Below are 20,762 nucleotides of genomic sequence, written 5' to 3'. Positions count from 1 at the left end.
ATGAAAAATTTATATTTAGACACGAGAGTTTTGGACGAGCGAGCAAGCGAGAAATTTGGCCTTAGCGAAGAGCTTTTAATGGAAAACGCTGCCGCTGGCATAGCAAATTTTATCCGTAAGAAATTTAAAAAAGGCGAGAGGGTGATTGGCGTTTGCGGCAGTGGAAATAATGGCGCAGACGTGCTTTGTGCGTTAAGAATGCTTGAGGGTGAGTTTGAATGTGAATTTATATTAGCTAGTCAGAATTTAAAGCCACTAACCATTAAGCAGCTTGAGCGAGCTAAATCTGCTGGCGTGCGTGAGTGTAAAGATGTAGAAAATGGCTTAAATGGTGCAAAATGCGTCATAGACGGACTTTTTGGCTCTGGCTTAAATAGAAATTTAGATGAAAATCACATAGGGCTTATCTCAAAGATAAATAAAAGCTCTGTCTATACCATTGCTTGTGATATGCCAAGTGGGCTAAGTAGCGAGGGCAAAGTGCTTGGTGCTTGCGTAAAAGCGGACATCACGATCACGATGGGAGCTAGAAAGCTTGGGCTTTATAGCGACACGGCAAAAGACTTTGTTGGCAAGACAAAGGTCGCCACTCTTGGCATAAGCGCTCAAAACTACGAGTGCGAGAGTGGCTATCACTTGCTTGAAAAACGCGACCTTGTACTTCCAAATAGAAAAAATCAGTGCGTAAATAAGGGCGACTTTGGTCACGCATTTATCATATCTGGCGAGCACATAGGAGCTAGTAAGCTTTGTGCAAAGGCGGCATTTGCCTTTGGGGCTGGGCTAGTTAGTGTGATAAGTAGTGAGAGTCTAAATTTACCAACGCAGATCATGCAAGCAAGCAAGATAAGTAAAAAAATGAATGCCGGAGCCATTGGTATGGGACTTGGCGAAAATGGTATAGAAGAGCTTGATGCACAAATTTTAAAGGGCAAAAAGCTAGTGCTTGACGCTGATATCTTTTACAGCGCAAAAGTGCTTGATCTGCTAAATGAAAACTGTGTTTTGACACCCCACCCAAAGGAATTTTGCTCACTTTTAAAGCTTTGTAATATAGCAGATATCGACGTAAAAACATTACAAGAAAATAGATACGCTTATGCGAGGGCTTGGAGCGAGAAATTTAAGGCTGTACTTGTGCTAAAAGGTGCAAACACCATAATTGCCAAAGATGGGCAAATTTACGTCATGCCCTATGGTAAAAATATACTTGCAAAAGGTGGCAGTGGTGACGTACTAAGCGGACTCGTACTTGCTCTTTTAGCTCAAGGTTACGAGCCACTGGATGCTGCCATCTCGGCTACACTAGCTCATGCGCTTAGCCTTAGAAATTTTGGCAAAAACAGCTACGCGCTCGAGCCAACAGACATTATAAAAGGAGTAAAATGCTTACGAAAAAAATAGCCGTACTTTTTAGCGGTAGTGGCTCAAATTTAGAAGCGATACTTAAAAAAGTTCATAATCAAATTTTTAATGGCATAAAAATTGAAGTTTGCCTTTGTATCTGCAACAAGCCAGGTGCATACGGTATAGAGCGTGCTAAGAAATTTGGGCTTGATACGACGATAATAGAGAGTGCCAAATTTGCAAATAGAGAAGAATTTGACACTGCGGTTGTAGAGCAAATTTTAAAAAGCGGCGCTGAACTAACGGTGCTTGCTGGATTTATGAGGATATTAACTCCTGTTTTTACATCACAGATAAAAGCCATAAATTTACATCCTTCCATATTGCCACTTTTTAAGGGCGCTCATGCGATAAAAGATAGCTTTGAGAGTGACATGATGCTTGGCGGAGTTAGCGTGCACTACGTGAGCGAGGAGCTTGATGGAGGTAAACTCATCGCTCAAAGAGCGTTTGAAAGAGAAGATGGTATGAGCTTAGAGGATTGGGAGAGCAAAATCCATGCGATAGAGCATGAAATTTTGCCTGAGAGCATAATAAAAATTTTAACAAAGGAAGCAAATGTTTGAATGGTTTAGTTCGCCAGAAGCGTGGATATCACTACTTACGTTAACTGGCTTAGAGATAGTTTTAGGCATAGATAACATTATATTTATCGCTATTTTGGTAGGTAAACTACCTCAAGAGCAGCGCGGTAGTGGTAGGATTGTTGGCTTAGGGCTAGCTATGGTGACTAGAATTTTACTTTTACTTTCATTGTTTTGGATCATGAAGCTAACAAAGCCACTCTTTACTATCGCAGAATTTAGCATAAGTGGCCGAGATTTGGTGCTTATATTAGGCGGTCTATTTTTACTTGTAAAATCAACCCTTGAAATACATTCTAGTGTTTCTGGCGAAAGTGAAGAGCATAAAAATAGCAAAAAATCACATGCAAATTTCTTGATTATCGTAAGCGAGATAGCTGTTTTGGATATTGTTTTTTCTCTTGATAGTGTTATCACGGCTGTTGGAATGGCTGAGCATATAGAGATAATGATCATAGCTGTTATTTTAGCGGTTGGTGTAATGATGATAGCGTCAAAAGGTATTTCTAATTTTGTGGATAATAATCCTACTATAAAAATTTTAGCACTTGCATTTTTGGTGCTTGTGGGCATGACACTAGTTGCTGAAGGATTAGGATTTCATATTCCAAAGGGATATATCTATTTTGCGATGGCGTTTTCATTGGCAGTAGAAAGTATAAATATCTATGCTAAAAAGAAAATGTTAGCTAAATAATATTTTTACGCCGATGAAAAGCTAATGATATGATGGATAAAATGTTAATCATATTATTAGCCTATCAAGTGATTTTTGTTTGTGGAATTTTAAGTAAGCAATTTTATAAAAATTCTAGCCCAAAAAGATAAATCTGTATAAATTTTAATGCAAAATTTGCTAAGTATAAAATGCATAATATATAGATTGATATTTATTCTGTTGTAATATCAGTGTAAAATATTCGTGTTAAGCTACTTAAAAATCCGTGAAATAAAGGTTAAAATTTGTAGTAGATAGCAAAATAGAGAAGCATAGAAAGCTAGCTCTTTTAAAAGATTATGTATTTAGTAAAGTACTAATTAATATTTTTGATTGAATTATTTTTATATATAATTTCTATTAATTTAAGTGTTTTTTAATTGACTTTATAAAAAAAACAAGTTAAAATGCGACTTTTTAATGAGGTAGTGGCATAAACTTACAAACACGACTCAGGCGGGGTGTAGCGCAGTCTGGTTAGCGCATCTGGTTTGGGACCAGAGGGCCGAAGGTTCGAATCCTTTCACCCCGACCATGTTAAATGGTGAGTGTAGCTCAGTCGGTTAGAGCATCAGATTGTGGTCCTGAGGGTCGTGGGTTCGATTCCCATCACTCACCCCATTTTGGGCGCTCGTAGCTCAATTGGATAGAGCGACAGACTTCGGATCTGTAGGTTATGGGTTCGACTCCTATCGGGCGCGCCACTTAAAATACTTTATGCGCTCATAGCTCAGCTGGATAGAGCAACGGCCTTCTAAGCCGTAGGCCTCAGGTTCGAATCCTGATGGGCGTACCACTTTATTATTGTTGTGCGGATGTGGTGAAATTGGCAGACACGCCAGACTTAGGATCTGGTGCCCCACGGCGTGAAGGTTCAAGTCCTTTCATCCGCACCATTCTTTTTTTATAATTTGAGATAAACTTATATTATTAAAAATTAATATTGTAAAGCACTAGATACTTTTTCTTGTTTCTTGACATGTAATAATGTTTTTTGTATAATCTCAATTCTTTTTTAAATAAATGTCTTGCTAGCTCAGTCGGTAGAGCATCTCACTTTTAATGAGGGGGCCGTTGGTTCGAATCCAACGCAGGACACCATTTTTGGGTTTATGACCCTTTCGTCTAGTGGCTCAGGACTCTACTTTCTCTGTGTAGAAACAGAGGTTCAAATCCTCTAAGGGTCGCCAGATATTTTTTAAATTTTAGGTCGCTTAGCTCAGTTGGTAGAGCGCCACCCTTACAAGGTGGATGTCATAAGTTCGAGTCTTATAGCGACCACCATTTTAGGTGCAGCGGTAGTTCAGTTGGTTAGAATGCCGCCCTGTCACGGCGGAGGTCGCGGGTTCGAGCCCCGTCCGCTGCGCCATCTCTAAACCTTAGTTTAAGGTTATTATAAATTTTCTTATTATTGAGTGATAAAATTTAGATTTTAAGATTATTAGTTCTAAAATTAGGCTTTATAGTTTGTATTATGTTTTTTGCCTCGTTAGCTCAGTTGGTAGAGCATATCACTCTTAATGATGGGGTCGTAGGTTCGAGGCCTACACGGGGCACCATCCATTCTGGCCCATTCGTCTAGCGGTTAGGACACCAGCCTCTCACGTTGGTAACACGAGTTCGAGTCTCGTATGGGTCACCATTTTTCTAATCCTTGTTACTTTTCAATTTGTTACATAGAAATTTTTATAGAAAATTTATTAAAAATGTATACTTTTTTGCTTAGTAAATTGCTACTAAAAACGTAAAAATTAATTTTTATATTGTTGTTTAATTAGCGTGTAGTATATGATAAATTTTAGAAGTTAATTTACAATAAGCTAAAAATTTCTATAAATACAATAAAACACATCATATAAATATAATTAAAAGCGTTACAAGTTGTTTTTGCTTTGATCTATTGGCAAAAAAGCTTATTAAGCATTTTTATTTTTAAACTTATAAATCGTAAAACATCCTATATTTGTTAATAAAGAAAGGTGCCTAAAATTTTTAAGATCATACCAGGTCTCGTGCGTTAAAAATCATTAAGGCTTACGATAAAATATAGTTCTTTTTATAATATAAAGAGCATTTGATGGCAATATAAAAAATTAAATACATAATTAAAGAAAGCTTAACTTAAATAGCAAAAATAAAGGTTAAAATTTAAGCTCAAATATAAAACTATCAAACAAGCTATTTCTTTGTATTTAGTTTTTGCCTATCATATCAAGCTTAGCTTTGCAAGCATCTTTATATGGGCTTACAAAATTTGAGTCAGAGCACTCGTTTAAATAAGGACTAGCCAACTTAAACTGCTTTTGTCTTATATAAATTTCACTTATCAAATTTAAAGCATGTAAGCGGTCTTCTGGCTCAAGCTTCATGTTCAGTATAAATTTCGCCTCATCAAGTGCCTCACCTAGGTTATCTGTCTTTAGTAATGCTTCTGAGTAGTTAAAATTTATCTTTGGCGAAAATGTATTTATTTTGGCTTTTGTTTGTAGCTCAAGAGCTTTTTTAGCATACGTTGTAGCGATAGCGTAGTCATTACTTTTCATCGCATAGTCACTTATGGCTGTATATGCTTCGATAATCTTAAAGTCTTGGCCTCTTAGCTGCTCAATAGCGCTAATGGTTGAGATCGCCTCCGTAAAGCGTTTTAATGCAAGCAATGAGTAAAACCTGTCAAAAAGAGATGGCGTTGGATCTGAGTATTCGACTGATGAGCCAAGTGAAAGCGCGTCATTTGCGGCAATGATCGCATGCTCGTAGTCTTTATTTTTATATAAAATTTTGCTCAAATTTACCAGCCACTCAACTCTGTCTTCTAAATTTTCATCTTTTGCATGAGCTTTTGCTAACTCAAGTGCATCGTTGTAGCGGGCCGTTCTGTAATAGCAATTAAAGAGCTTAAATTGCGGTAATGAGATTTTATTTATATCGTAGTTTTCAAGCAAATTTATAACAGCCGTGCAATCATCTTTCATAAAATACTCTTTTGTAAGCTCTAGCGCAGCCTCATTTATCAGTTCCATTGCCTTACTCAAATTTCCATCTTTTGCCATGGTTTTGTAAGATAGTGCATCGGAGAATTTACGCTCTTTAATATCCAGCTCAAGCTCGCTTATTAGAGCCTTTTGGCTAATATTTGTTCCAGCATATTTTTCAATTAGCTCTTTATATCTTGCATGAAGTGCAGTTGCATTTTTATCCTCTTCTTCAAAGAATAATCCATCTTTTGCTTTAGTCACCTCATCGATATAATCACCATATTTAAACTCTGTCTCATATCTATTTAAGTATTCGTATGCTTTTTTCTCATCTTTTGTTTTGGCTAGATTGAGTGCTAAATTTTTTAAAGCAACTTCATAAAAATCTTTCGTTCTATCGCTATTATTTATCAAGATTTCATAAATTTTAGCAGCCACATCAGGCATATCTTTACTTGCAAATGTAGTTGCAAGATTCATCGACTTCGTTGGGTTATTCATAAAAAATTTTTCATTCGCATTTGCGATTTTTAGTATAAATTTCTTTGCTTCATCAAATTTTTCTTTATCAATATTTGCATCAGCTAGGCTTAGTGCTGCTCTACTTGCAAGGTCGATGTCGTTTGTGGAGTAAAGCACTTTTTCATAGTCTTTTAGCGCCTCTTTTTGTCTGCCTATTTTATAGAGATAATCAGCATAATCAAGCGCTGCAAGTTTTGTAAATTTTGAGTTTGCGTGCTCTTCGTTTAAGATATCAAGCATATATTTTGCATCACTTGCGATGCTATCTTTTAGGTAGGCTCTAGCGATTAGATATAGCACTTCTGGATAGTTTTCATCAGATGGAAATTTTCTGATCCAAGCCCTACCTTCGCTTACGATATCTTTTGGCTCGATCTCTTCAAACTCATTTTTTGTCTCAAAAATTTTATCAAGAGCCCTTAGACGAAATAGTAAAAATTCACTTGAAAAAAGGCTATTTGGATGCCTTTTTATAGCTGTTTGAGTATCTTTTACTACATTTTCATAAGCGCCCTTTTCATAAGCTCGTTTTATGCTTATATAGATATCAATGTCATTACTATCAAGCCCAGCAATAGGAGCTTTGTTAAGATCAAGCGCTCCGATACTAGGATTTAGCATATCTTTAAAATCAGGTTTAAAATTTAGCCCAGACTTTCTCTTGCTATTTTCACTGAGCGAAGTATCTATAATGATGCTAAAGTGTTTTGAAATGGTTGTTTTTGGGCTATCTTGCACGTTTTGGCTGTTATAAAGCTCAGTTTTTATATTTAGCAGTTTTGACGGTGCTTTTGGCATTATGACGATAAAAAGCTTGCCATCTTGCTTTTTATATTTTATATCCATTAATGGCAGTGTCGTATCTTCAATTTTTGGCAAAATTTCATCATCAAGCATGCAGACATAGCGTTTGGTGTCGTAAGCTAAAATTTGCTCCACGCATTCAAATTCTTGCTCATCGCTTAGCTGAAGAACGCTATAAGGTTTATCACCATTTGCGCCGCTATTTAGGCTAAGATTAAAAGCAGTTAGATAAAGCGGAAAAAATAAAATAATTAAGAGCTTTTTCATGCCGCAATTATAGTTAAATTTTCTAAAATCCTGAAGCAAAGACAAAATGCTCAATAAATTCCAAAATCGCTCCAGAAAATAAAAACGAAAAGGCCGTTCCAGCTACCGCAATGCCAACAATTACTTTTAGCGCCATCGAGATATTTGCGGTGTAGAGATTTTTATCTTTTACGATCGGCTCTTTTAAAAACATAAAGACGATTAGCTTTAAATAGTAATAAATCGCAATGGCAGAATTTATCATGATTATAACGCCAAGCACGACGTAATCAGACTTTATGAGTGATGAGATAAGCACCATCTTGCCCCAAAAGACGCTAAAAGGCGGAATGCCAGCAAGGGCGATCATAAAAATTCCCATTATCACAGCATAGCTTGGCAAAATTTTAATAAGCCCTGAAAATTTCTCAAATGGGTGCTTAAAGCGCTTGTCCCAGCAGACTGCATCGTCGCACCTTGCCACCCAGAGCATAGAAAATGCGCCCAAATTTGCAAACAAAAACATGATCCAGTAAAAAAACAAGGCGACATTTGCCTCGTGAGAATTTGCCACAAGCGCACAGAGTACGACACCAGCGTGAGCTATGGAGCTAAAAGCAAGCATCCTTTTTACGTCTTTTTGTACTAGAGCCATGATGTTTGCAAGGCTCATCGTAAGCACGGCGATGATGTAAAGCAGGTCTTTTATCCACGAAATTTGCGAGGCTTCAAGCATGGCAAAAATTCTTAACGCGACGATAAAAGCTGCCACCTTTGGCACGATCGACATATAGCCAGCAAGTGGGGCATTTGAGCCCTCATAAACGTCTGGTATCCATGTGTGAAATGGTATGAGTGAGAGCTTAAAGCCAATGGCCGAGGCAATGAAAACGCAGCCAAGAAGAATGATTAAATTTTGATTTAGGCTAAGATCTTTTATGGCAACGCCTATACGAGCGATGTCTATTGAGTTTGTCGCTAGATAAAACATTGCTATTGCCATCGCAAAAAAGCCAGCCGAGAGCGAGCCCATAGCAAAGTATTTTATCGCAGCTTCTACGCTTTTTGCCTTGTTGTGAAGGGCGATTAGGGTGTAGAGGCAAAGCGAGCTGATCTCAAGGCCTAAAAAGATGATGAGTAGGTTATTTGAGCTCACCATAAATAAAAATCCAGCAATCATAAACAAAAATAGAGCGTAATACTCATAAATTTTGTACTCAAAATACTCTTTTGTACTAAGTGCGAGTGGAATAAAAAGGGCTGAGGCGATTAGGATAATGACTTGAGAAATGACCGAAATGCCATCGACTAAAAGCATATCCCAAAAGCTAAGGCTAAGACCGTTAAAATCAAGTATTAGGCCCAAATTTACAAATATTGCGATGATACAAAATACGCAGTAAAAATTTCTTGAAAGGTCTTTTTTTATGGTGCCAACGATCAAGATAAAAAGCGCAAAGATTATCATACTAAGCATCGGAGCAACCGAAGATAAAGAAATTTCTTTAAGGTCTAAAAAGGCTATTTCGTTCATAGTTTGCTCCCGCCATTTAAAGATAAAATTTTATCCTTTGTGTCGCTATCTACCGCTCTAGTTTGCATTTTATTTATTATATTTTGCACGCTTGGCTCAAGTGGTTTTAGGATTAAATTTGGAGCGACACCAAGAGCAATTATAAGTAAGCAAAGTGGCACAAGAGAGACTAACTCTTTAAAATTTAGATCTTTTAGGCTTAAATTTTTCTCCTTGCACTCGCCAAAAAATACCCTTTTATAAAGCACTAGCATATAAACAGCGCCCACGATGATACTAAAGCCACCAAGTAGCGCAAGGAGCTTGTTTAGCTTAAAGACGCCAAGTAGGCTCAAAAACTCGCCTACAAAGCCGATCGTTAATGGCAAACCGATACTTGCAAGAGTTGCTATAAAAAATACAAGCGCATACTTTGGCATAACCTTAGCAAGGCCGCCAAATTCGCAAATTTCTTTTGTGTGAGCCCTCTCGTAGATGACGCCAACTAGTAAAAATAGTGTGCCACTAACTATGCCGTGGCTTATCATCAAAAATATTGATCCTCCAACACCTATCAAATTTAGTGAAAATATACCAAGCATGATGACGCCCATGTGTGAAATGGAGCTATAAGCGATTACTTGTTTCATGTCACTTTGCGCGTAGGCAACAAGGGCTGCGTAGATGATCATTATGATAGCTATGACGCAGATAAAGCCACTTAAAAGTAGGCTTGCATCTGGGAAAAGTGGGAGCGAAAATCTCACAAAGCCGTAAGTACCCATCTTTAAAAGCACGCTAGCAAGCAGCACCGAGCCGATGGTCGGAGCCTGGCCATGTGCATAAGGTAGCCACGTGTGAAATGGAAATAATGGAGTTTTCACACCAAAGGCAAAGAAAAACGCTAAAAATAGCCAAATTTGAGCATTTTGCCCGATATCAAGCTTGTGCCAGTCAAGCAAGTTAAAGCTAAAGACGCCGCTTTTTTGATAGCACAAATAGCCGATAAAGATGATCGCTACTAGCATAAAGACAGAGCCTAAAAATGTATAGATGAAAAATTTAATCGCAGCATAAATTCTATTTTTACTACCAAATGCACCGATGATGTAAAGTAGCGGTATGAGGCTAAGCTCCCAAAAGCTGTAAAACAAGATCATATCAAGTGCGCTAAAGACGCCCATCATCGTGGTCTCTAAAAAGAGCACGCTAATAATTAGATGCTTTAAATTTCCATCATCACTAAGTGCCACGATAGAGATGAAGCTCATAAACGCACTAAGTACGATAAGTGCTAGCGAAATGGTGTCAATGCCTACAAAATAGCTGATATTTAGGCCTCGTATGAGTGGGACTTGATGCGTTAAAACAAAGTCATAACCCTGAAAATCGACATTGACGCAGATAAAAATGGCTAGCAAAAGCTCGATCAGTGCGATGCTTGCTCCATAAAATTTTATGCTTTTATTTTCTATTAAAAAGCCAAGTATTGCGCTTATTGCAGGGAAAAATATGATTACACTTAGCATTATTTGGCTCCGTTTAATAAAAATATAAAGCTTAAAAGCAAGGCAAATCCTACGACCATAAATCTAAGCATAATGCTTAAGTCGCCACTTTGCATTTTGTTTGCTAAAAATGCAAATTTGTTTAGTGCTATTGCGACTAGATCGACACTACGATCGATTATCATCTCGTCAATCTTTTTACAAATTTGTGAGATCAATGCGTAGCCATTTATGAAAAATTTCTCATAAAATTTTGGTATAAAGTAGGCATTTTGTAAAATTTTATAAATTCTGCTCTCACAAACACTCTCTTTAAAAATTTCTTTTTTATAGGCAAATACTGCAAAACCAGTGCTTGCTAGCACTAGGCTAAGTGTTAAAACGAGCAAGAAAATTTCGCTACCGTGAGATAAATTTAGTGAAAAATCTTTTAAGCTTTTTTCTAAAAACTCACTAAAGTTGTTCCAAAAAAAGCCACTTATGACTGAGAGAATTCCAAGTATGCCCATGCCAGCTAGCATATAGTTTTTAGCTTCATGCACGTGTTTCTTACTCTTTGGCTTTGTAAAAAAGACGAGCATAACGAGCCTAAAGCTATAAAAAGCCGTAAGTACCGCACCAAAGAGCAAAATGATCCATAAAAATTTATTCTCACTAAAAGCAACCTCTAAAATTTTATCTTTAGAGAAAAAGCCAGCAAATGGATAAAATCCAGCTAGCGCACAGCTTGCGATGATAGAAAGGAGTGTAGTTGGTTTCATAAATTTATAAAGTCCGCCCATTTTTTTGATATTTAGCTCATCATTCATCGCGTGCATGACGTTGCCAGCACATAAAAAGAGAAGTGACTTAAAAAATGCGTGCGTGACAAGGTGAAAAAGTGCGATCTTATAAGCGCCAAGGCCAGCAGCTACGAACATATAACCAAGCTGCGAAAGCGTCGAGTAGGCGATGATTTTTTTAAGGTCGTTATGCACAAGCGCGATGCTAGCCGCAAAAATCGCTACAAATGTGCCAAGGTAAGCGATAAAGTGCGATACTTCAGGCGCGTTTATAAAGATAAAATTTGCACGTATGACTAGATAGACGCCAGCTGTTACCATGGTCGCTGCGTGGATGAGCGCAGAAACTGGAGTTGGCCCCTCCATGGCGTTTGCAAGCCAGGTGTGAAATGGAAACTGTGCACTTTTACCCATGGCGCCTATAAAAAGAAGTGTTGCAATGATGTCTAAATTTAGCCCAGAAAGGTCGCTTCTAGCGTTAAAAACCTCACTAAATTTAAGTGAGCCAAAGCTATAAAATATATAAAAAATGCCAACAAGCATCGCAAGGTCAGCCACTCTGTTCATCACAAAAGCTTCGTTTGCAGCGACGTTTGCACTAGGCCTTTTATACCAAAAGCCAATGAGTAGCCAAGAGCAAAGTCCAACACCCTCCCAGCCAATAAATAACCCTATAAAGTTATCGCTTGAGACAAGGACGTTCATACAAAAGACAAAGAGCCCCAAGTAGCTAAAAAAGCGGTTAAAGCTTGCATCGTCTTTCATATAGCCAACTGAGTAGATATGCACGATACTTGCGACCACGCCAACAGTGCTAAGCATAACAAGGCTAATGGCGTCAAGATAGAAGCCAAAATTTAAATCTAGACTGCCAAAATTTATAAATTCTTTTAGTGATAAATTTAATGGTTCATCTATGCCAAGGCTAGCTGTTAGCATGAGCGAGGCGGTTGTGCTAATTATCATTAAAAGTGAGCAAAAGATACCAAGTAAAAAATTTTTACTACTATGTGAAAAAAGTCCAGAAACGATAAAGCTAAGAAGTGGGAAAAATAGTGAAATGCAAAATAAAGTCATCTCTTAGCCTTTCATATTTGTCATCGAATCTAGGCTAATGTTGCCAGTCTTTTTATACCAAAGCACCAGTAAGCCAAGCCCCACGGCGACTTCACTAGCCGCGATAGCTACTATGAAAAATGCAACTATTTGTCCAGTTAGATCAAAGTGGTATTTTGAAATGGCAGCAAGTGCGATATTTGCCGAGTTTAGTAAAATTTCACTTGAGAAAAATAGCATGATCAAATTTCTTCTTCGCATTATACCAATTAGCCCTATGACAAAGACCAGACTTGCAAGGATGAGGTAGTGAGTAAGCCCTATCATAGCATCTCCTCTAGGCTGCTTTGGCTATTCATGTCTTTGTGTATCAAGATGATACCAGCAACCATCGCAACAAGAAGCATTACGGCACACATCTCAAAAGCGATCAAATACCTACTAAAAAGCAAAATTCCAATAGCCTCGATATTGCCAAGCTCATTAACCACTGGATTTAAATTCTCAAGCTTAACGCTATAAATAGGCGCTAAAAATATAAATATCAAAAGCAGTGCTACAAAGCCACTTAAAAGATAGACAATAATCTTTGCCCTTTTGCTACTTTTTGGTTCACACTCTTTACTGCTATCAAAAAACATCATCGCAAATGCATATAAAACGACCACAGCACCTGTGTATACGATGATCTGCACTACGCCTAAAAATTCCGCTCCAAGTAAGAAAAATATAGCCGAGATAAATACCATGCCAGCAGCTAGCGCAGAGACTGCATTTAGTGCGTTTTTACAAAATACACTAAAAGAAAAGCTAACTAAAACCAAGGCGCTAAAAAGATAAAATGCAAAACTCTCATACATCTTTTGCCCTTTTAAAATTTATACTACTCATCACTTTTTGTCTCATTTTCATTTTCGCCTATAAATGCATTTGGCGTCTTTTTAATTAAGCTGTCAGAATTTTTAGGAAGCGCTCCGTATCCTTCAAACTCGCTTTGATCTTTTAAAAATTTATCCTTTGTCAAAAATTCATCTTTTGTGCCAAATATAATCCTGCTCTCGCTTGCGACTTCGTACTCTTGTCCGCAAACTATCGCAAGCTCAGGGCAAACATCAGCGCAAAATCCACAATATACGCATCTACTTAAATTTATCGAGTAACTTGCGACCTTTTTGCGGCCATCTTCGCCAAGTGAAGTTTTCATCGAAATGCAGTTGCTAACGCAAATTTTCTCACATAATCCGCACCCAATGCAACGTTCATTTTCACTTTCAACAAATTTTAAAAGCTTGTGAATACCCCTATATCTAGCATTTAGCTCCATCTTTTGCATAGGGTATTTTAAAGTATGCGACTTACTAAAGAGCATCTGCTTTATCGTTACTTTTAGTCCGATCAAAAGATCAGGCTTAAATGTGGCAGCGATGAAGTGCTTAAATTTATCAAACGCGCTCTTTGGCTTTAACTTTTCATCTATTAAAATATATTTTTTCTCACTCATTTTTCGCCTTAGATTAGTAGCATAAAGCCAGTGATTACGATATTTAAAATTCCAAGCGGAAGCAAAATTTTCCAGCAAAATGTACTTAACTGATCAACTCTTAAATGTGCCCATGAAGCCCTTACCCAAATAAAAAAGAAAAAGACAATGCTTGATTTTAAGATGATCATCAAAGCACCTGGGATAAATAAAAATTCGTTAAATCCACCTAAAAATAAAATCGTAATGATGATGCTAGCAGCGATCATATTTGTGTACTCGCCGATGAAAAACATCGCCCATCTCATGCCGCTATACTCGGTGCCATAGCCTGCTACTATCTCTGTTTCGTTTTCTGTTAAGCAAAATGGCGTTCTGTTGCACTCCACGAAGCTTGCTATTAAAAAGAGTAAAAAGGCAAGGGGCTGCTTGAATATAAGCCAGCCAAAAATTCCTTTTTGATAGTTGTTTATATCCACAAGTGAGAGTGAGCTAGTTACCATTACGACGCTTAAAAGAGCCATGCCAGCTACTATTTCGAAACTAAGAAGTGAGACTACTGCGCGAGCTGCGCTAATTAGTGCAAATTTATTATAGCTAGCAAGACCTGCTGCAAGTGGAGAGAAAACGCAAACTGAAGCAACACCAGCGATGTATAAAATACCAACATTAATATCTGAGAGAATTGGACGTAATGTATGTCCAAAAATTTCAAACTCAGGCAAAAATGGCACAGGTGCAAGCGCTGCAAAGGCGGCAATGGCTGATATTAGCGGAGCTATTAAAAAGATAAATTTATTCGTATTTTCTGGCACGATGTCCTCTTTTGTAAAGAGTTTTATCATGTCAGCTACTATCTGTAAAATTCCAGCAGGTCCCACCATATCAGGTCCAACGCGGCGCTGCATGTAGGCTAGTACCTTTCTCTCAGCATAAGTTGCTAGTCCTGCAAGGCTTGCCATGACGGCTAAGATGACCACGGCTTTAATGATAGTGCTTAGCACAAAAAATAGTGTTTCACTCATCTTTTGCCTTTATGATTTTAACTGCGGCGTAGCTTTTGCCATTAAATATAACCCCCACATCAAGATTGTCGTCATAATCACCTAAATACGCACCAACTCCGCCAAGCTCGCTATCAAGCTCCATGCAAATGGCAAGCTTATGCCCATCTTTTTCTAAAATAATTGCTTCATTTTGTGAAATTCTAAATTTAGCCATAAATTCGCTACTTGCATAAAGCTTCGCTCTTTTGGCTGTTTGTGTCGCATAGTTTGCAAAAAATGATGGCAAATTTATAGGATTTGCAAGACTTATAAGTGCCTCATCGTCTTTTAAATTTATACTCTTGCTATCTTTTAAAAGTGGCTCTATATCATCATTTGGTGTAAAATTTGAAATTTCAAGCTTGTAGCCTCTGTGACTTGTGCCGTCGTTTGTGTAAAAATTTTCTAAATCATCAAATTTAATGCCTTTGTAACCCTTTTCTTTTGGTAAATTTGGCGTGTAATCAATCGTATTTTTAGCCATTAGTCCAAGTGTATTTGCAATATCGTTTAGAAAATAACCTTTGTGCGGTATCGCCACATTTGTTGGCACTAGGGCGTTATTTATGCTTGTAAATGTGCCTTCTTGCTGATTTAGTGCGCTAGCATCGATGTTACCTTCAAAAATACTAAATTTAAATTCACCATTTTCGTTATAGCCAAGCGTCTTGCCAGGTTGTTTCTCGCTTGCAAGAGTGCAAATTTTAGCAACGCCAAGTGAATTTGTGCGAGGAGGTATGAGCATCACACGAAACGGCGTAGCTCTTGCGATCACTCCAGTAAGTGCGGCTAGTAAATTCGCATTTTCATCCGTATAAAAATCGCTTCCTAAAATGAGCGTAAATTTGCTTTTGCCCTCACTTAAAGCTGGTACATCTAAGCTAAAATTTTCATCAAAATTTTCAAGCTTTGATGTAAGTGCACTAGGTAAATTTTCACCCCAGTTTTTAAGTATAAAAAGTAAAATTTGCTCTAATTTTCCAGCTTCATGCGTTACATAGATAAAATTTTTAGAATATTTTTTAACGATCTCATCGACTATGTGATGAAAGTAAATTCCAGCTGCCTTATTCATTTTTAAAGCGTTATTTAACTTAAAGCTTGTCACTGGGCTTTCGTGTCTTAAGAAACTGCCAGCAGTGATGATAAAATCGCTATTTTTAATATCTTCATAGTCTGCGTTATACGAGCTAAGCCCACTAATTTCGCTAAATTTATTTAAAAATTTTTGATAATTTAGCGCTTCATTATTTATTAAATTTAGATCAAATTTTTCTCTTAAACGCTCTAAAATAAGGGCCTCTTCGTTTGTGATGAAGCTATTAAATTTTATATTTTTGATCGCACCATTTTTAATATTTAAAACAATCTCTTCAAATTTCTCTTCATTCTTACAGGCAAGCTCGTTGTGAAAGTCATAACCAAACCTAGCTGCTCCACTTATCTCGCCAAATGTAAAATCATTGCTGACGCGGTAAATTTGCTTACTTCTATCGCTAGTGCTCTTTTCTTTTACGTCATAGTAAATTAGCTCGCAGTCGCTTTGATGTGGATTTGCTGCTGGGATAGGGTTTAGCTCCCAGATATTTGTGCTATATTGAAAATGCGAACTAATAAGCGCTCCAGTAGGGCAAACGCTGATACACTCGCCACAAAATGAGCAGTCAAGACTCTCGCCCACGCTTGGACCTATTAAGCTTTTTTGCATCTTACTAAAAGCTGCGTAGGCATCTTTTGGCATACTCTCTTTTAGCTCTTTTGGTACCTCAACGCCCCTTGGTACGGTCTTTAGTGCACTCTCACCGATCCTGTCTTTGCAAACAGTGACACATCTTTCGCAGACTATGCAAAGAGCTGGATCGTAGTTGATTAGCCCCCATTTTTTATGTGGTTTGTGTGTGTCAGCGATAGCAAATTTTTGTTCATTTACCTTTAGATGTGTGGTTAAATTTTGTAGTTCACATTCGCCACTCTTGTCACAAACACCACATTGAATCGGATGATTTACGCAGTAAGTCTGCATGATCGCATTTCGCTCGGCAGCGATTTCTGGCGTGTTTGTATAAATTTGCATATCCTCTTTTGCTTTGGCATTGCAGCTATAAACTACTTTGCCATTTGCCTCGACCATGCAAAGCCTACAAGCAAGAGTTGGTGAGCAGCCGCTAAGATAGCAAAGAGCTGGGATATAAATTCCATTTGCTCTTGCGATATTTAGGATGCTCTCGCCCTCATCTGCTTCTAAAATTTGATCGTTTATGCTTATTTTCATTTACTAACTACTACTTGCTTAAACGCGTATCCATCAAACTCTTTTGCACCAAATATCGCAACTGTGCCTTTTAGCGAATGGTCTAGTTTAAATTTTGCCCTCGCGCTAAAATCTTTTGCTTTAAGCTCTAACATATCGCCATCTTTTGCCTTTGCTACGATACCAAACTGCACGCCGCCCACGATCTCATCGCTTGCATTTTTGTTTAGATAAACGACTGCTCCGTCAAAATTTTCAAGCTCTTTTAGCTCGTCTATTTTGTGATAATCATTAAATTCTTTCCTGCAATCACCAGCCAAAACGATATTTTTGCCTAAAATTTCAAGTAGCCAAAAGATCGCATCTTTATCTGGATGAGTAAAAAATGAATCATCAACAACGATGTTTTTAACGTCCTTTATCCACTCGCCAAGTTCCTCAAACTCTTCCTCGCCCACGTTGCACTCGCCACTTATGAGCCCATCATCGAGCTCGTCAAAAAACTCATCTTGCACTAAATTTGCGTATTTGCAAAGAAGTGCTAAGACGTAGCTTATTGAGCCTATTTCGCAGCGGATTAAATTTTCGCTGCCAAGCTCGCTATCTTCGATGCAAGAGATGTATTTAAACTCATGCTCTTTTATCTTTTTTGCTAAATTTTTATCGCTCAAGCTTAGTAAATTTGCGATGCTTAAGCTTTTGCCTGCTATTAAATCATTAAATTTCATATCTTGCCCTTTTTTATGGTTAATACCCAATCAACTTGGTTAAATTTAAGCGAGTTCATCACTTCGCAGTTTAGATTATAGGCTAAATTTACAGCCTTTGTCACGCCGCTAAAATCACCTATCTCAAATAAAAATATAATCACTTCGCCAGACTCGCTAGCCTTTATCTGCTGTCCAAGAGCGCTCAAAAACTCACTCTTTAAGTGCCTAAGATCGACCCTTCTCATCTATCGACCTCGCCTAAGATGATATTTGTGCTACCAATTATCGTAGCGACGTCAGCAACGTACTGGCCTACCAATAAATCTTCATAAATAGCGCAGTGCCAAAAGCTTGGTGTGCGAATTTTTAGGCGGTATGGGCTTGCACTGCCGTCTGAGTTTATATAAATTCCAAGCTCTCCCTTTGGCGACTCGCTAGCGAAGTAAATTTCACCCTTTGGAGGCTTTAGTCCCTGAGTTATTAGCACAAAATGCTGCATTAATGAGTAGTTTTGGCTCATTATCTGCTCTTTTGAAGCGCTTACGTAATATGGCGCGTCGGCGATGATGGCGGGGCTGCTTGTCTGATACTTGCTAACGCACTGCTTTAAAATTTTCACGCACTCGCGCATCTCTTTCATGTAAAGCAGATACCTTGCGTAGCAGTCGCCATGTGTCGCATAAGGCACGTCAAATTCTAGCTCATCATAGATGAGATATGGCTCTTCTTTTCTTATATCACGCGCCACACCGCTTGCTCTTAGCATGACGCCAGAGCAGCCAGTACTAAGGGCTAGCTCTTTGCTAATTACGCCCACATCTACAAGCCTTGCTTGCCAAATTCTATTTTCGCTTAGCAGATCTTCGTAAAGCGTGATGTCGCTTGGAAATTTCTCACAAAATTTAAGCAGCTCTTCGCACCAGCCATCAGGCAGATCAAGCGGCACGCCACCGATCCTTATGGAGCTATGAGTTAGTCTTGCGCCGCAGTATTTTTCTATAAGATCAAGGACGTATTCGCGCTCTCTAAATGCGTATAAAAAGACGCTCATAGCGCCCACATCAAGGGCATGCGTAGCTAAAAATAAAAGATGCGAGCTGATGCGGTTTAGCTCTAAAAGCATCACTCTAATAATCTGCGCACGTCTAGGCACTTCGATAGCGCAAAGCTTCTCCACAGCCGCACAAAATGCGTAGTTATTAGCACTCGATGCTATGTAATCAACCCTGTCAGTCACTGGGATAAATTCCTGATAGGTCATATTTTCAGCCATCTTTTCAACGCCTCGGTGCATGAAGCCAACCTCTGGCATGGCACGCACGACTTTTTCGCCATCAAGTTCAAGCACTAGTTTTAGCTGTCCATGTGCGCTTGGGTGCTGCGGGCCAAAATTTAGTATCATCTTGCCATCATTTTGCTCAAATTCTAAATTTTCAAAAAATGGTTTTAAGCGGTTTGGTGCCTGGCTCAAGGTCTTTCCTTTACTATCTGGCTTTGGTTAAATTTAGCCTTTTTGACAAATTTTACGCCACCATCTTCTTGATACTCGTATTCTTCGCTAAACACCCTTGAAAAGCCAAAGGTATCTTTCTCATCAACAAATGCTGGATCGCGGTTTTCTTCGCCGATCTGCTCTCTAAATTCGCTTCCAAAAATTTTATCCACCTCGTACCATTTGGCAGCCTCGTCGCCAGTTAGCGGATAGCTCTTTAAGAGCGGGTATGAGTGCCAGTCATCAGGCATGATGAGGCGTTTTAAATTTGGATGATCTTTAATGAGAACGCCACTTAGATCATACATCTCGCGCTCAGCCCAGTTCGCGCTTTTATAAAGCTCGCAAACGCTTTTTAGCATTTCATCTTTTTTTACAAAGCATTTTACACGAGCGCGTCTATTTTTACTCATGCTAAGAAGCTGATAAAAGACTTCGTATCCACCTTTTTGATTTATGAAATCAAGCGCTGCGAGCTCGCTAAGCTGTTCGTAACCAAAAGATTTTAATACTTCAAGAGCTTTAAAATTTTCACTAGAATTTACATAAATTACAAGCTGATCAAACTCCACATAGCTAGATAAAATTTCTACTCCACTTTGCTCTAAAATAGCGAGTTCTTCATCAAATTTAGAATCTTTTACTTCATCTTTTGGTGTCTGCTTTTCTATGTAAAATTTCTCTTTGTAATACTGTTTTTTTTGCAGATCATTCTTTGGCTTATACTCTCTCATATCTCAAGCTTTCTTGGCTTTTGCGCTCTAAATGCACTTTGCTTTCTTATCTTTTTTTGAAGCATCATAAGTGCGTATTGAAGCGTCTCTGGACGCGGGGCACAGCCTGGGATGTAGATATCAACTGGTATTATGCGGTCTACACCTTGAACGGTAGAGTAGGTGTTAAACATGCCGCCAGTATTTGCACAGCTACCCATCGAGATGACCCACTTTGGCTCAGGCATCTGATCATAAAGACGCCTTGTAAACTCAGCGTGTTTTTTAGTTAGCGTGCCAGCTATGATCATTACTTCTGAGTGTCTTGGGCTAGCCCTAAAAATGGTGCCAAATCTATCAAAGTCATATCTGCTAGCGCCACTTGCCATCATCTCGATCGCACAGCAAGCAAGTCCATAACTAAGCGCCCAAAGCGAGTTGCTCCTGCCCCATTGAACTAGCTTATCAACGGTTGTTAAAACGACTGGTAAGCCACTATTTGCAGCGTAGTTTATCTGATGCTTTGCCATTTAAAGACTCCTTTTTGCCAAGCATAAGCAAAGCCGATAAGTAAAATCGCCACAAAAAGCAACATTTCGATTAGTCCAAAAATTCCAAGTAGCCTAAAATCCACCGCCCACGGATACATAAAGATGACTTCAACATCAAACAAAATAAATAAAATTCCATAAAAAAAATAGTGGATATTTATCTTATTTGGTTGTTTTACGGTGGTTGGACCACACTCATAAAAGCCAAGTTTTAGACGCTGGGTATTGCGGTTGGCTAGTTTTTTGCTTATTTTTGAAGATAAGAATGTTATTAAACAAAATGAACAAGTTGTTAGTAAAAGTATGATAAATGCACCAAAATAGGTGCTTTCAAGCTCTGAATGTGACATACTTTGCCTTTTTTAATTTTTAAGATTCTACTAAATTTAAATTTATTTGAGCTT

The 20,762-nt window shown here is 38.2% G+C and carries 18 protein-coding genes and 11 tRNA genes; 14 read left to right on the top strand and 15 right to left on the bottom strand.

Annotated elements, in window-relative coordinates:
• From CVS84_RS07620 to CVS84_RS07555, 14 genes are all read left to right on the top strand, one after another.
• Complete coding sequence (locus CVS84_RS07620; RefSeq protein ID WP_107691780.1) at positions 1–1,404, top strand: NAD(P)H-hydrate dehydratase; 1,404 nt, start codon at positions 1–3, stop codon at positions 1,402–1,404.
• The gene (gene purN / locus CVS84_RS07615; protein WP_107691779.1) at positions 1,386–1,973 is read left to right on the top strand and encodes a phosphoribosylglycinamide formyltransferase; all 588 of its coding nucleotides are present in this window, start codon (positions 1,386–1,388) and stop codon (positions 1,971–1,973) included. The genes CVS84_RS07620 and purN overlap by 19 nt, the downstream gene beginning before the upstream one ends.
• Complete coding sequence (locus CVS84_RS07610; RefSeq protein WP_107691778.1) at positions 1,966–2,688, top strand: TerC family protein; 723 nt, start codon at positions 1,966–1,968, stop codon at positions 2,686–2,688. The genes purN and CVS84_RS07610 overlap by 8 nt, the downstream gene beginning before the upstream one ends.
• A 478-nt stretch (positions 2,689–3,166) precedes the next feature.
• Positions 3,167–3,244, top strand: a tRNA-Pro gene (locus CVS84_RS07605).
• Between the two features lie 9 nt (positions 3,245–3,253).
• Positions 3,254–3,330, top strand: a tRNA-His gene (locus CVS84_RS07600).
• A 6-nt stretch (positions 3,331–3,336) separates the two neighbouring features.
• Positions 3,337–3,413: transfer RNA gene (locus CVS84_RS07595), tRNA-Arg, on the top strand.
• A 15-nt stretch (positions 3,414–3,428) separates the two neighbouring features.
• A tRNA-Arg gene (locus CVS84_RS07590) sits at positions 3,429–3,505 on the top strand.
• Positions 3,506–3,520: 15 nt separating this feature from the next.
• Positions 3,521–3,605 (top strand) — tRNA-Leu (locus CVS84_RS07585).
• 129 nt (positions 3,606–3,734) lie between these two features.
• A tRNA-Lys gene (locus tag CVS84_RS07580) sits at positions 3,735–3,810 on the top strand.
• Positions 3,811–3,823: 13 nt separating this feature from the next.
• Positions 3,824–3,899, top strand: a tRNA-Glu gene (locus tag CVS84_RS07575).
• 18 nt (positions 3,900–3,917) lie between these two features.
• Positions 3,918–3,993 (top strand) — tRNA-Val (locus tag CVS84_RS07570).
• A gap of 8 nt (positions 3,994–4,001) precedes the next feature.
• Positions 4,002–4,078, top strand: a tRNA-Asp gene (locus CVS84_RS07565).
• Between the two features lie 114 nt (positions 4,079–4,192).
• A tRNA-Lys gene (locus tag CVS84_RS07560) sits at positions 4,193–4,268 on the top strand.
• A gap of 8 nt (positions 4,269–4,276) precedes the next feature.
• Positions 4,277–4,351 (top strand) — tRNA-Glu (locus CVS84_RS07555).
• 550 nt (positions 4,352–4,901) lie between these two features.
• Here the strand turns inward: CVS84_RS07555 and CVS84_RS07550 are convergent.
• From CVS84_RS07550 to CVS84_RS07480, 15 genes are read right to left on the bottom strand one after another with little or no spacing between them, the layout of a single operon-like run.
• Positions 4,902–7,277: a tetratricopeptide repeat protein gene (locus CVS84_RS07550; RefSeq protein WP_107691851.1), complete on the bottom strand. Its 2,376-nt coding sequence runs from the start codon at positions 7,275–7,277 to the stop codon at positions 4,902–4,904.
• Between the two features lie 22 nt (positions 7,278–7,299).
• Complete coding sequence (nuoN, locus tag CVS84_RS07545) at positions 7,300–8,790, bottom strand: NADH-quinone oxidoreductase subunit NuoN (protein WP_107691777.1); 1,491 nt, start codon at positions 8,788–8,790, stop codon at positions 7,300–7,302.
• Positions 8,787–10,298, bottom strand: coding sequence for an NADH-quinone oxidoreductase subunit M (locus tag CVS84_RS07540; RefSeq protein ID WP_107691776.1), 1,512 nt, complete (start codon positions 10,296–10,298; stop codon positions 8,787–8,789). The genes nuoN and CVS84_RS07540 overlap by 4 nt, the downstream gene beginning before the upstream one ends.
• Entirely contained in the window at positions 10,298–12,136 is a 1,839-nt protein-coding gene (gene nuoL, locus CVS84_RS07535) for an NADH-quinone oxidoreductase subunit L (RefSeq protein ID WP_107691775.1), read from the bottom strand. Before nuoL ends, CVS84_RS07540 begins: the two co-directional genes overlap by 1 nt.
• A gap of 3 nt (positions 12,137–12,139) precedes the next feature.
• Positions 12,140–12,442 (bottom strand): NADH-quinone oxidoreductase subunit NuoK, encoded by a 303-nt coding sequence (gene nuoK, locus CVS84_RS07530; protein ID WP_107691774.1) that lies wholly within the window; start codon positions 12,440–12,442, stop codon positions 12,140–12,142.
• A complete protein-coding gene (locus CVS84_RS07525) occupies positions 12,439–12,975 on the bottom strand; it encodes an NADH-quinone oxidoreductase subunit J (protein WP_107691773.1) in 537 nt (178 codons plus the stop codon). Before CVS84_RS07525 ends, nuoK begins: the two co-directional genes overlap by 4 nt.
• A 23-nt stretch (positions 12,976–12,998) precedes the next feature.
• Positions 12,999–13,616: an NADH-quinone oxidoreductase subunit NuoI gene (gene nuoI / locus CVS84_RS07520; protein ID WP_107691772.1), complete on the bottom strand. Its 618-nt coding sequence runs from the start codon at positions 13,614–13,616 to the stop codon at positions 12,999–13,001.
• 8 nt (positions 13,617–13,624) lie between these two features.
• The gene (gene nuoH, locus CVS84_RS07515) at positions 13,625–14,620 is read right to left on the bottom strand and encodes an NADH-quinone oxidoreductase subunit NuoH (RefSeq protein ID WP_107691771.1); all 996 of its coding nucleotides are present in this window, start codon (positions 14,618–14,620) and stop codon (positions 13,625–13,627) included.
• Positions 14,613–16,913: an NADH-quinone oxidoreductase subunit G gene (locus CVS84_RS07510; protein ID WP_107691770.1), complete on the bottom strand. Its 2,301-nt coding sequence runs from the start codon at positions 16,911–16,913 to the stop codon at positions 14,613–14,615. The genes nuoH and CVS84_RS07510 overlap by 8 nt, the downstream gene beginning before the upstream one ends.
• Positions 16,910–17,620 carry a hypothetical protein gene (locus tag CVS84_RS07505; protein ID WP_107691769.1) on the bottom strand — a complete coding sequence of 237 codons (711 nt, stop codon included), beginning with the start codon at positions 17,618–17,620 and terminating at the stop codon, positions 16,910–16,912. The genes CVS84_RS07510 and CVS84_RS07505 overlap by 4 nt, the downstream gene beginning before the upstream one ends.
• A complete protein-coding gene (locus CVS84_RS07500; RefSeq protein ID WP_087578224.1) occupies positions 17,617–17,847 on the bottom strand; it encodes an NADH-ubiquinone oxidoreductase subunit E family protein in 231 nt (76 codons plus the stop codon). Before CVS84_RS07500 ends, CVS84_RS07505 begins: the two co-directional genes overlap by 4 nt.
• Positions 17,844–19,073, bottom strand: coding sequence for an NADH dehydrogenase (quinone) subunit D (gene nuoD, locus CVS84_RS07495; protein WP_087578225.1), 1,230 nt, complete (start codon positions 19,071–19,073; stop codon positions 17,844–17,846). Before nuoD ends, CVS84_RS07500 begins: the two co-directional genes overlap by 4 nt.
• On the bottom strand, positions 19,070–19,828 hold the full coding sequence (locus CVS84_RS07490) for an NADH-quinone oxidoreductase subunit C (protein WP_087578226.1): 759 nt from the start codon (positions 19,826–19,828) through the stop codon (positions 19,070–19,072). Before CVS84_RS07490 ends, nuoD begins: the two co-directional genes overlap by 4 nt.
• Entirely contained in the window at positions 19,825–20,337 is a 513-nt protein-coding gene (locus tag CVS84_RS07485; RefSeq protein WP_087578227.1) for a NuoB/complex I 20 kDa subunit family protein, read from the bottom strand. The genes CVS84_RS07490 and CVS84_RS07485 overlap by 4 nt, the downstream gene beginning before the upstream one ends.
• Positions 20,319–20,708, bottom strand: coding sequence for an NAD(P)H-quinone oxidoreductase subunit 3 (locus tag CVS84_RS07480; RefSeq protein ID WP_087579455.1), 390 nt, complete (start codon positions 20,706–20,708; stop codon positions 20,319–20,321). The genes CVS84_RS07485 and CVS84_RS07480 overlap by 19 nt, the downstream gene beginning before the upstream one ends.
• Positions 20,709–20,762 lie beyond the last annotated feature (54 nt).

Source organism: Campylobacter concisus (genome assembly GCF_003048575.1).
In the GTDB taxonomy this organism is placed as follows: Bacteria; Campylobacterota; Campylobacteria; order Campylobacterales; family Campylobacteraceae; genus Campylobacter_A; species Campylobacter_A concisus_U.
This window is presented reverse-complemented; position numbering and strand designations above follow the sequence as displayed.

Coding starts and splice junctions, on each gene's coding strand:
- CVS84_RS07550 (WP_107691851.1), bottom strand. CDS start 7,277: ATGAAAAAGCTCTTAATTATTTTATTTTTTCCGCTTTATCTAACTGCT.
- nuoI (WP_107691772.1), bottom strand. CDS start 13,616: ATGAGTGAGAAAAAATATATTTTAATAGATGAAAAGTTAAAGCCAAAG.
- nuoN (WP_107691777.1), bottom strand. CDS start 8,790: ATGAACGAAATAGCCTTTTTAGACCTTAAAGAAATTTCTTTATCTTCG.
- CVS84_RS07525 (WP_107691773.1), bottom strand. CDS start 12,975: ATGTATGAGAGTTTTGCATTTTATCTTTTTAGCGCCTTGGTTTTAGTT.
- purN (WP_107691779.1), top strand. CDS start 1,386: ATGCTTACGAAAAAAATAGCCGTACTTTTTAGCGGTAGTGGCTCAAAT.
- nuoL (WP_107691775.1), bottom strand. CDS start 12,136: ATGACTTTATTTTGCATTTCACTATTTTTCCCACTTCTTAGCTTTATC.
- CVS84_RS07500 (WP_087578224.1), bottom strand. CDS start 17,847: ATGAGAAGGGTCGATCTTAGGCACTTAAAGAGTGAGTTTTTGAGCGCT.
- nuoH (WP_107691771.1), bottom strand. CDS start 14,620: ATGAGTGAAACACTATTTTTTGTGCTAAGCACTATCATTAAAGCCGTG.
- CVS84_RS07490 (WP_087578226.1), bottom strand. CDS start 19,828: ATGAGAGAGTATAAGCCAAAGAATGATCTGCAAAAAAAACAGTATTAC.
- CVS84_RS07540 (WP_107691776.1), bottom strand. CDS start 10,298: ATGCTAAGTGTAATCATATTTTTCCCTGCAATAAGCGCAATACTTGGC.
- CVS84_RS07620 (WP_107691780.1), top strand. CDS start 1: ATGAAAAATTTATATTTAGACACGAGAGTTTTGGACGAGCGAGCAAGC.
- CVS84_RS07610 (WP_107691778.1), top strand. CDS start 1,966: ATGTTTGAATGGTTTAGTTCGCCAGAAGCGTGGATATCACTACTTACG.
- CVS84_RS07505 (WP_107691769.1), bottom strand. CDS start 17,620: ATGAAATTTAATGATTTAATAGCAGGCAAAAGCTTAAGCATCGCAAAT.
- CVS84_RS07485 (WP_087578227.1), bottom strand. CDS start 20,337: ATGGCAAAGCATCAGATAAACTACGCTGCAAATAGTGGCTTACCAGTC.
- CVS84_RS07510 (WP_107691770.1), bottom strand. CDS start 16,913: ATGAAAATAAGCATAAACGATCAAATTTTAGAAGCAGATGAGGGCGAG.
- CVS84_RS07480 (WP_087579455.1), bottom strand. CDS start 20,708: ATGTCACATTCAGAGCTTGAAAGCACCTATTTTGGTGCATTTATCATA.
- nuoK (WP_107691774.1), bottom strand. CDS start 12,442: ATGATAGGGCTTACTCACTACCTCATCCTTGCAAGTCTGGTCTTTGTC.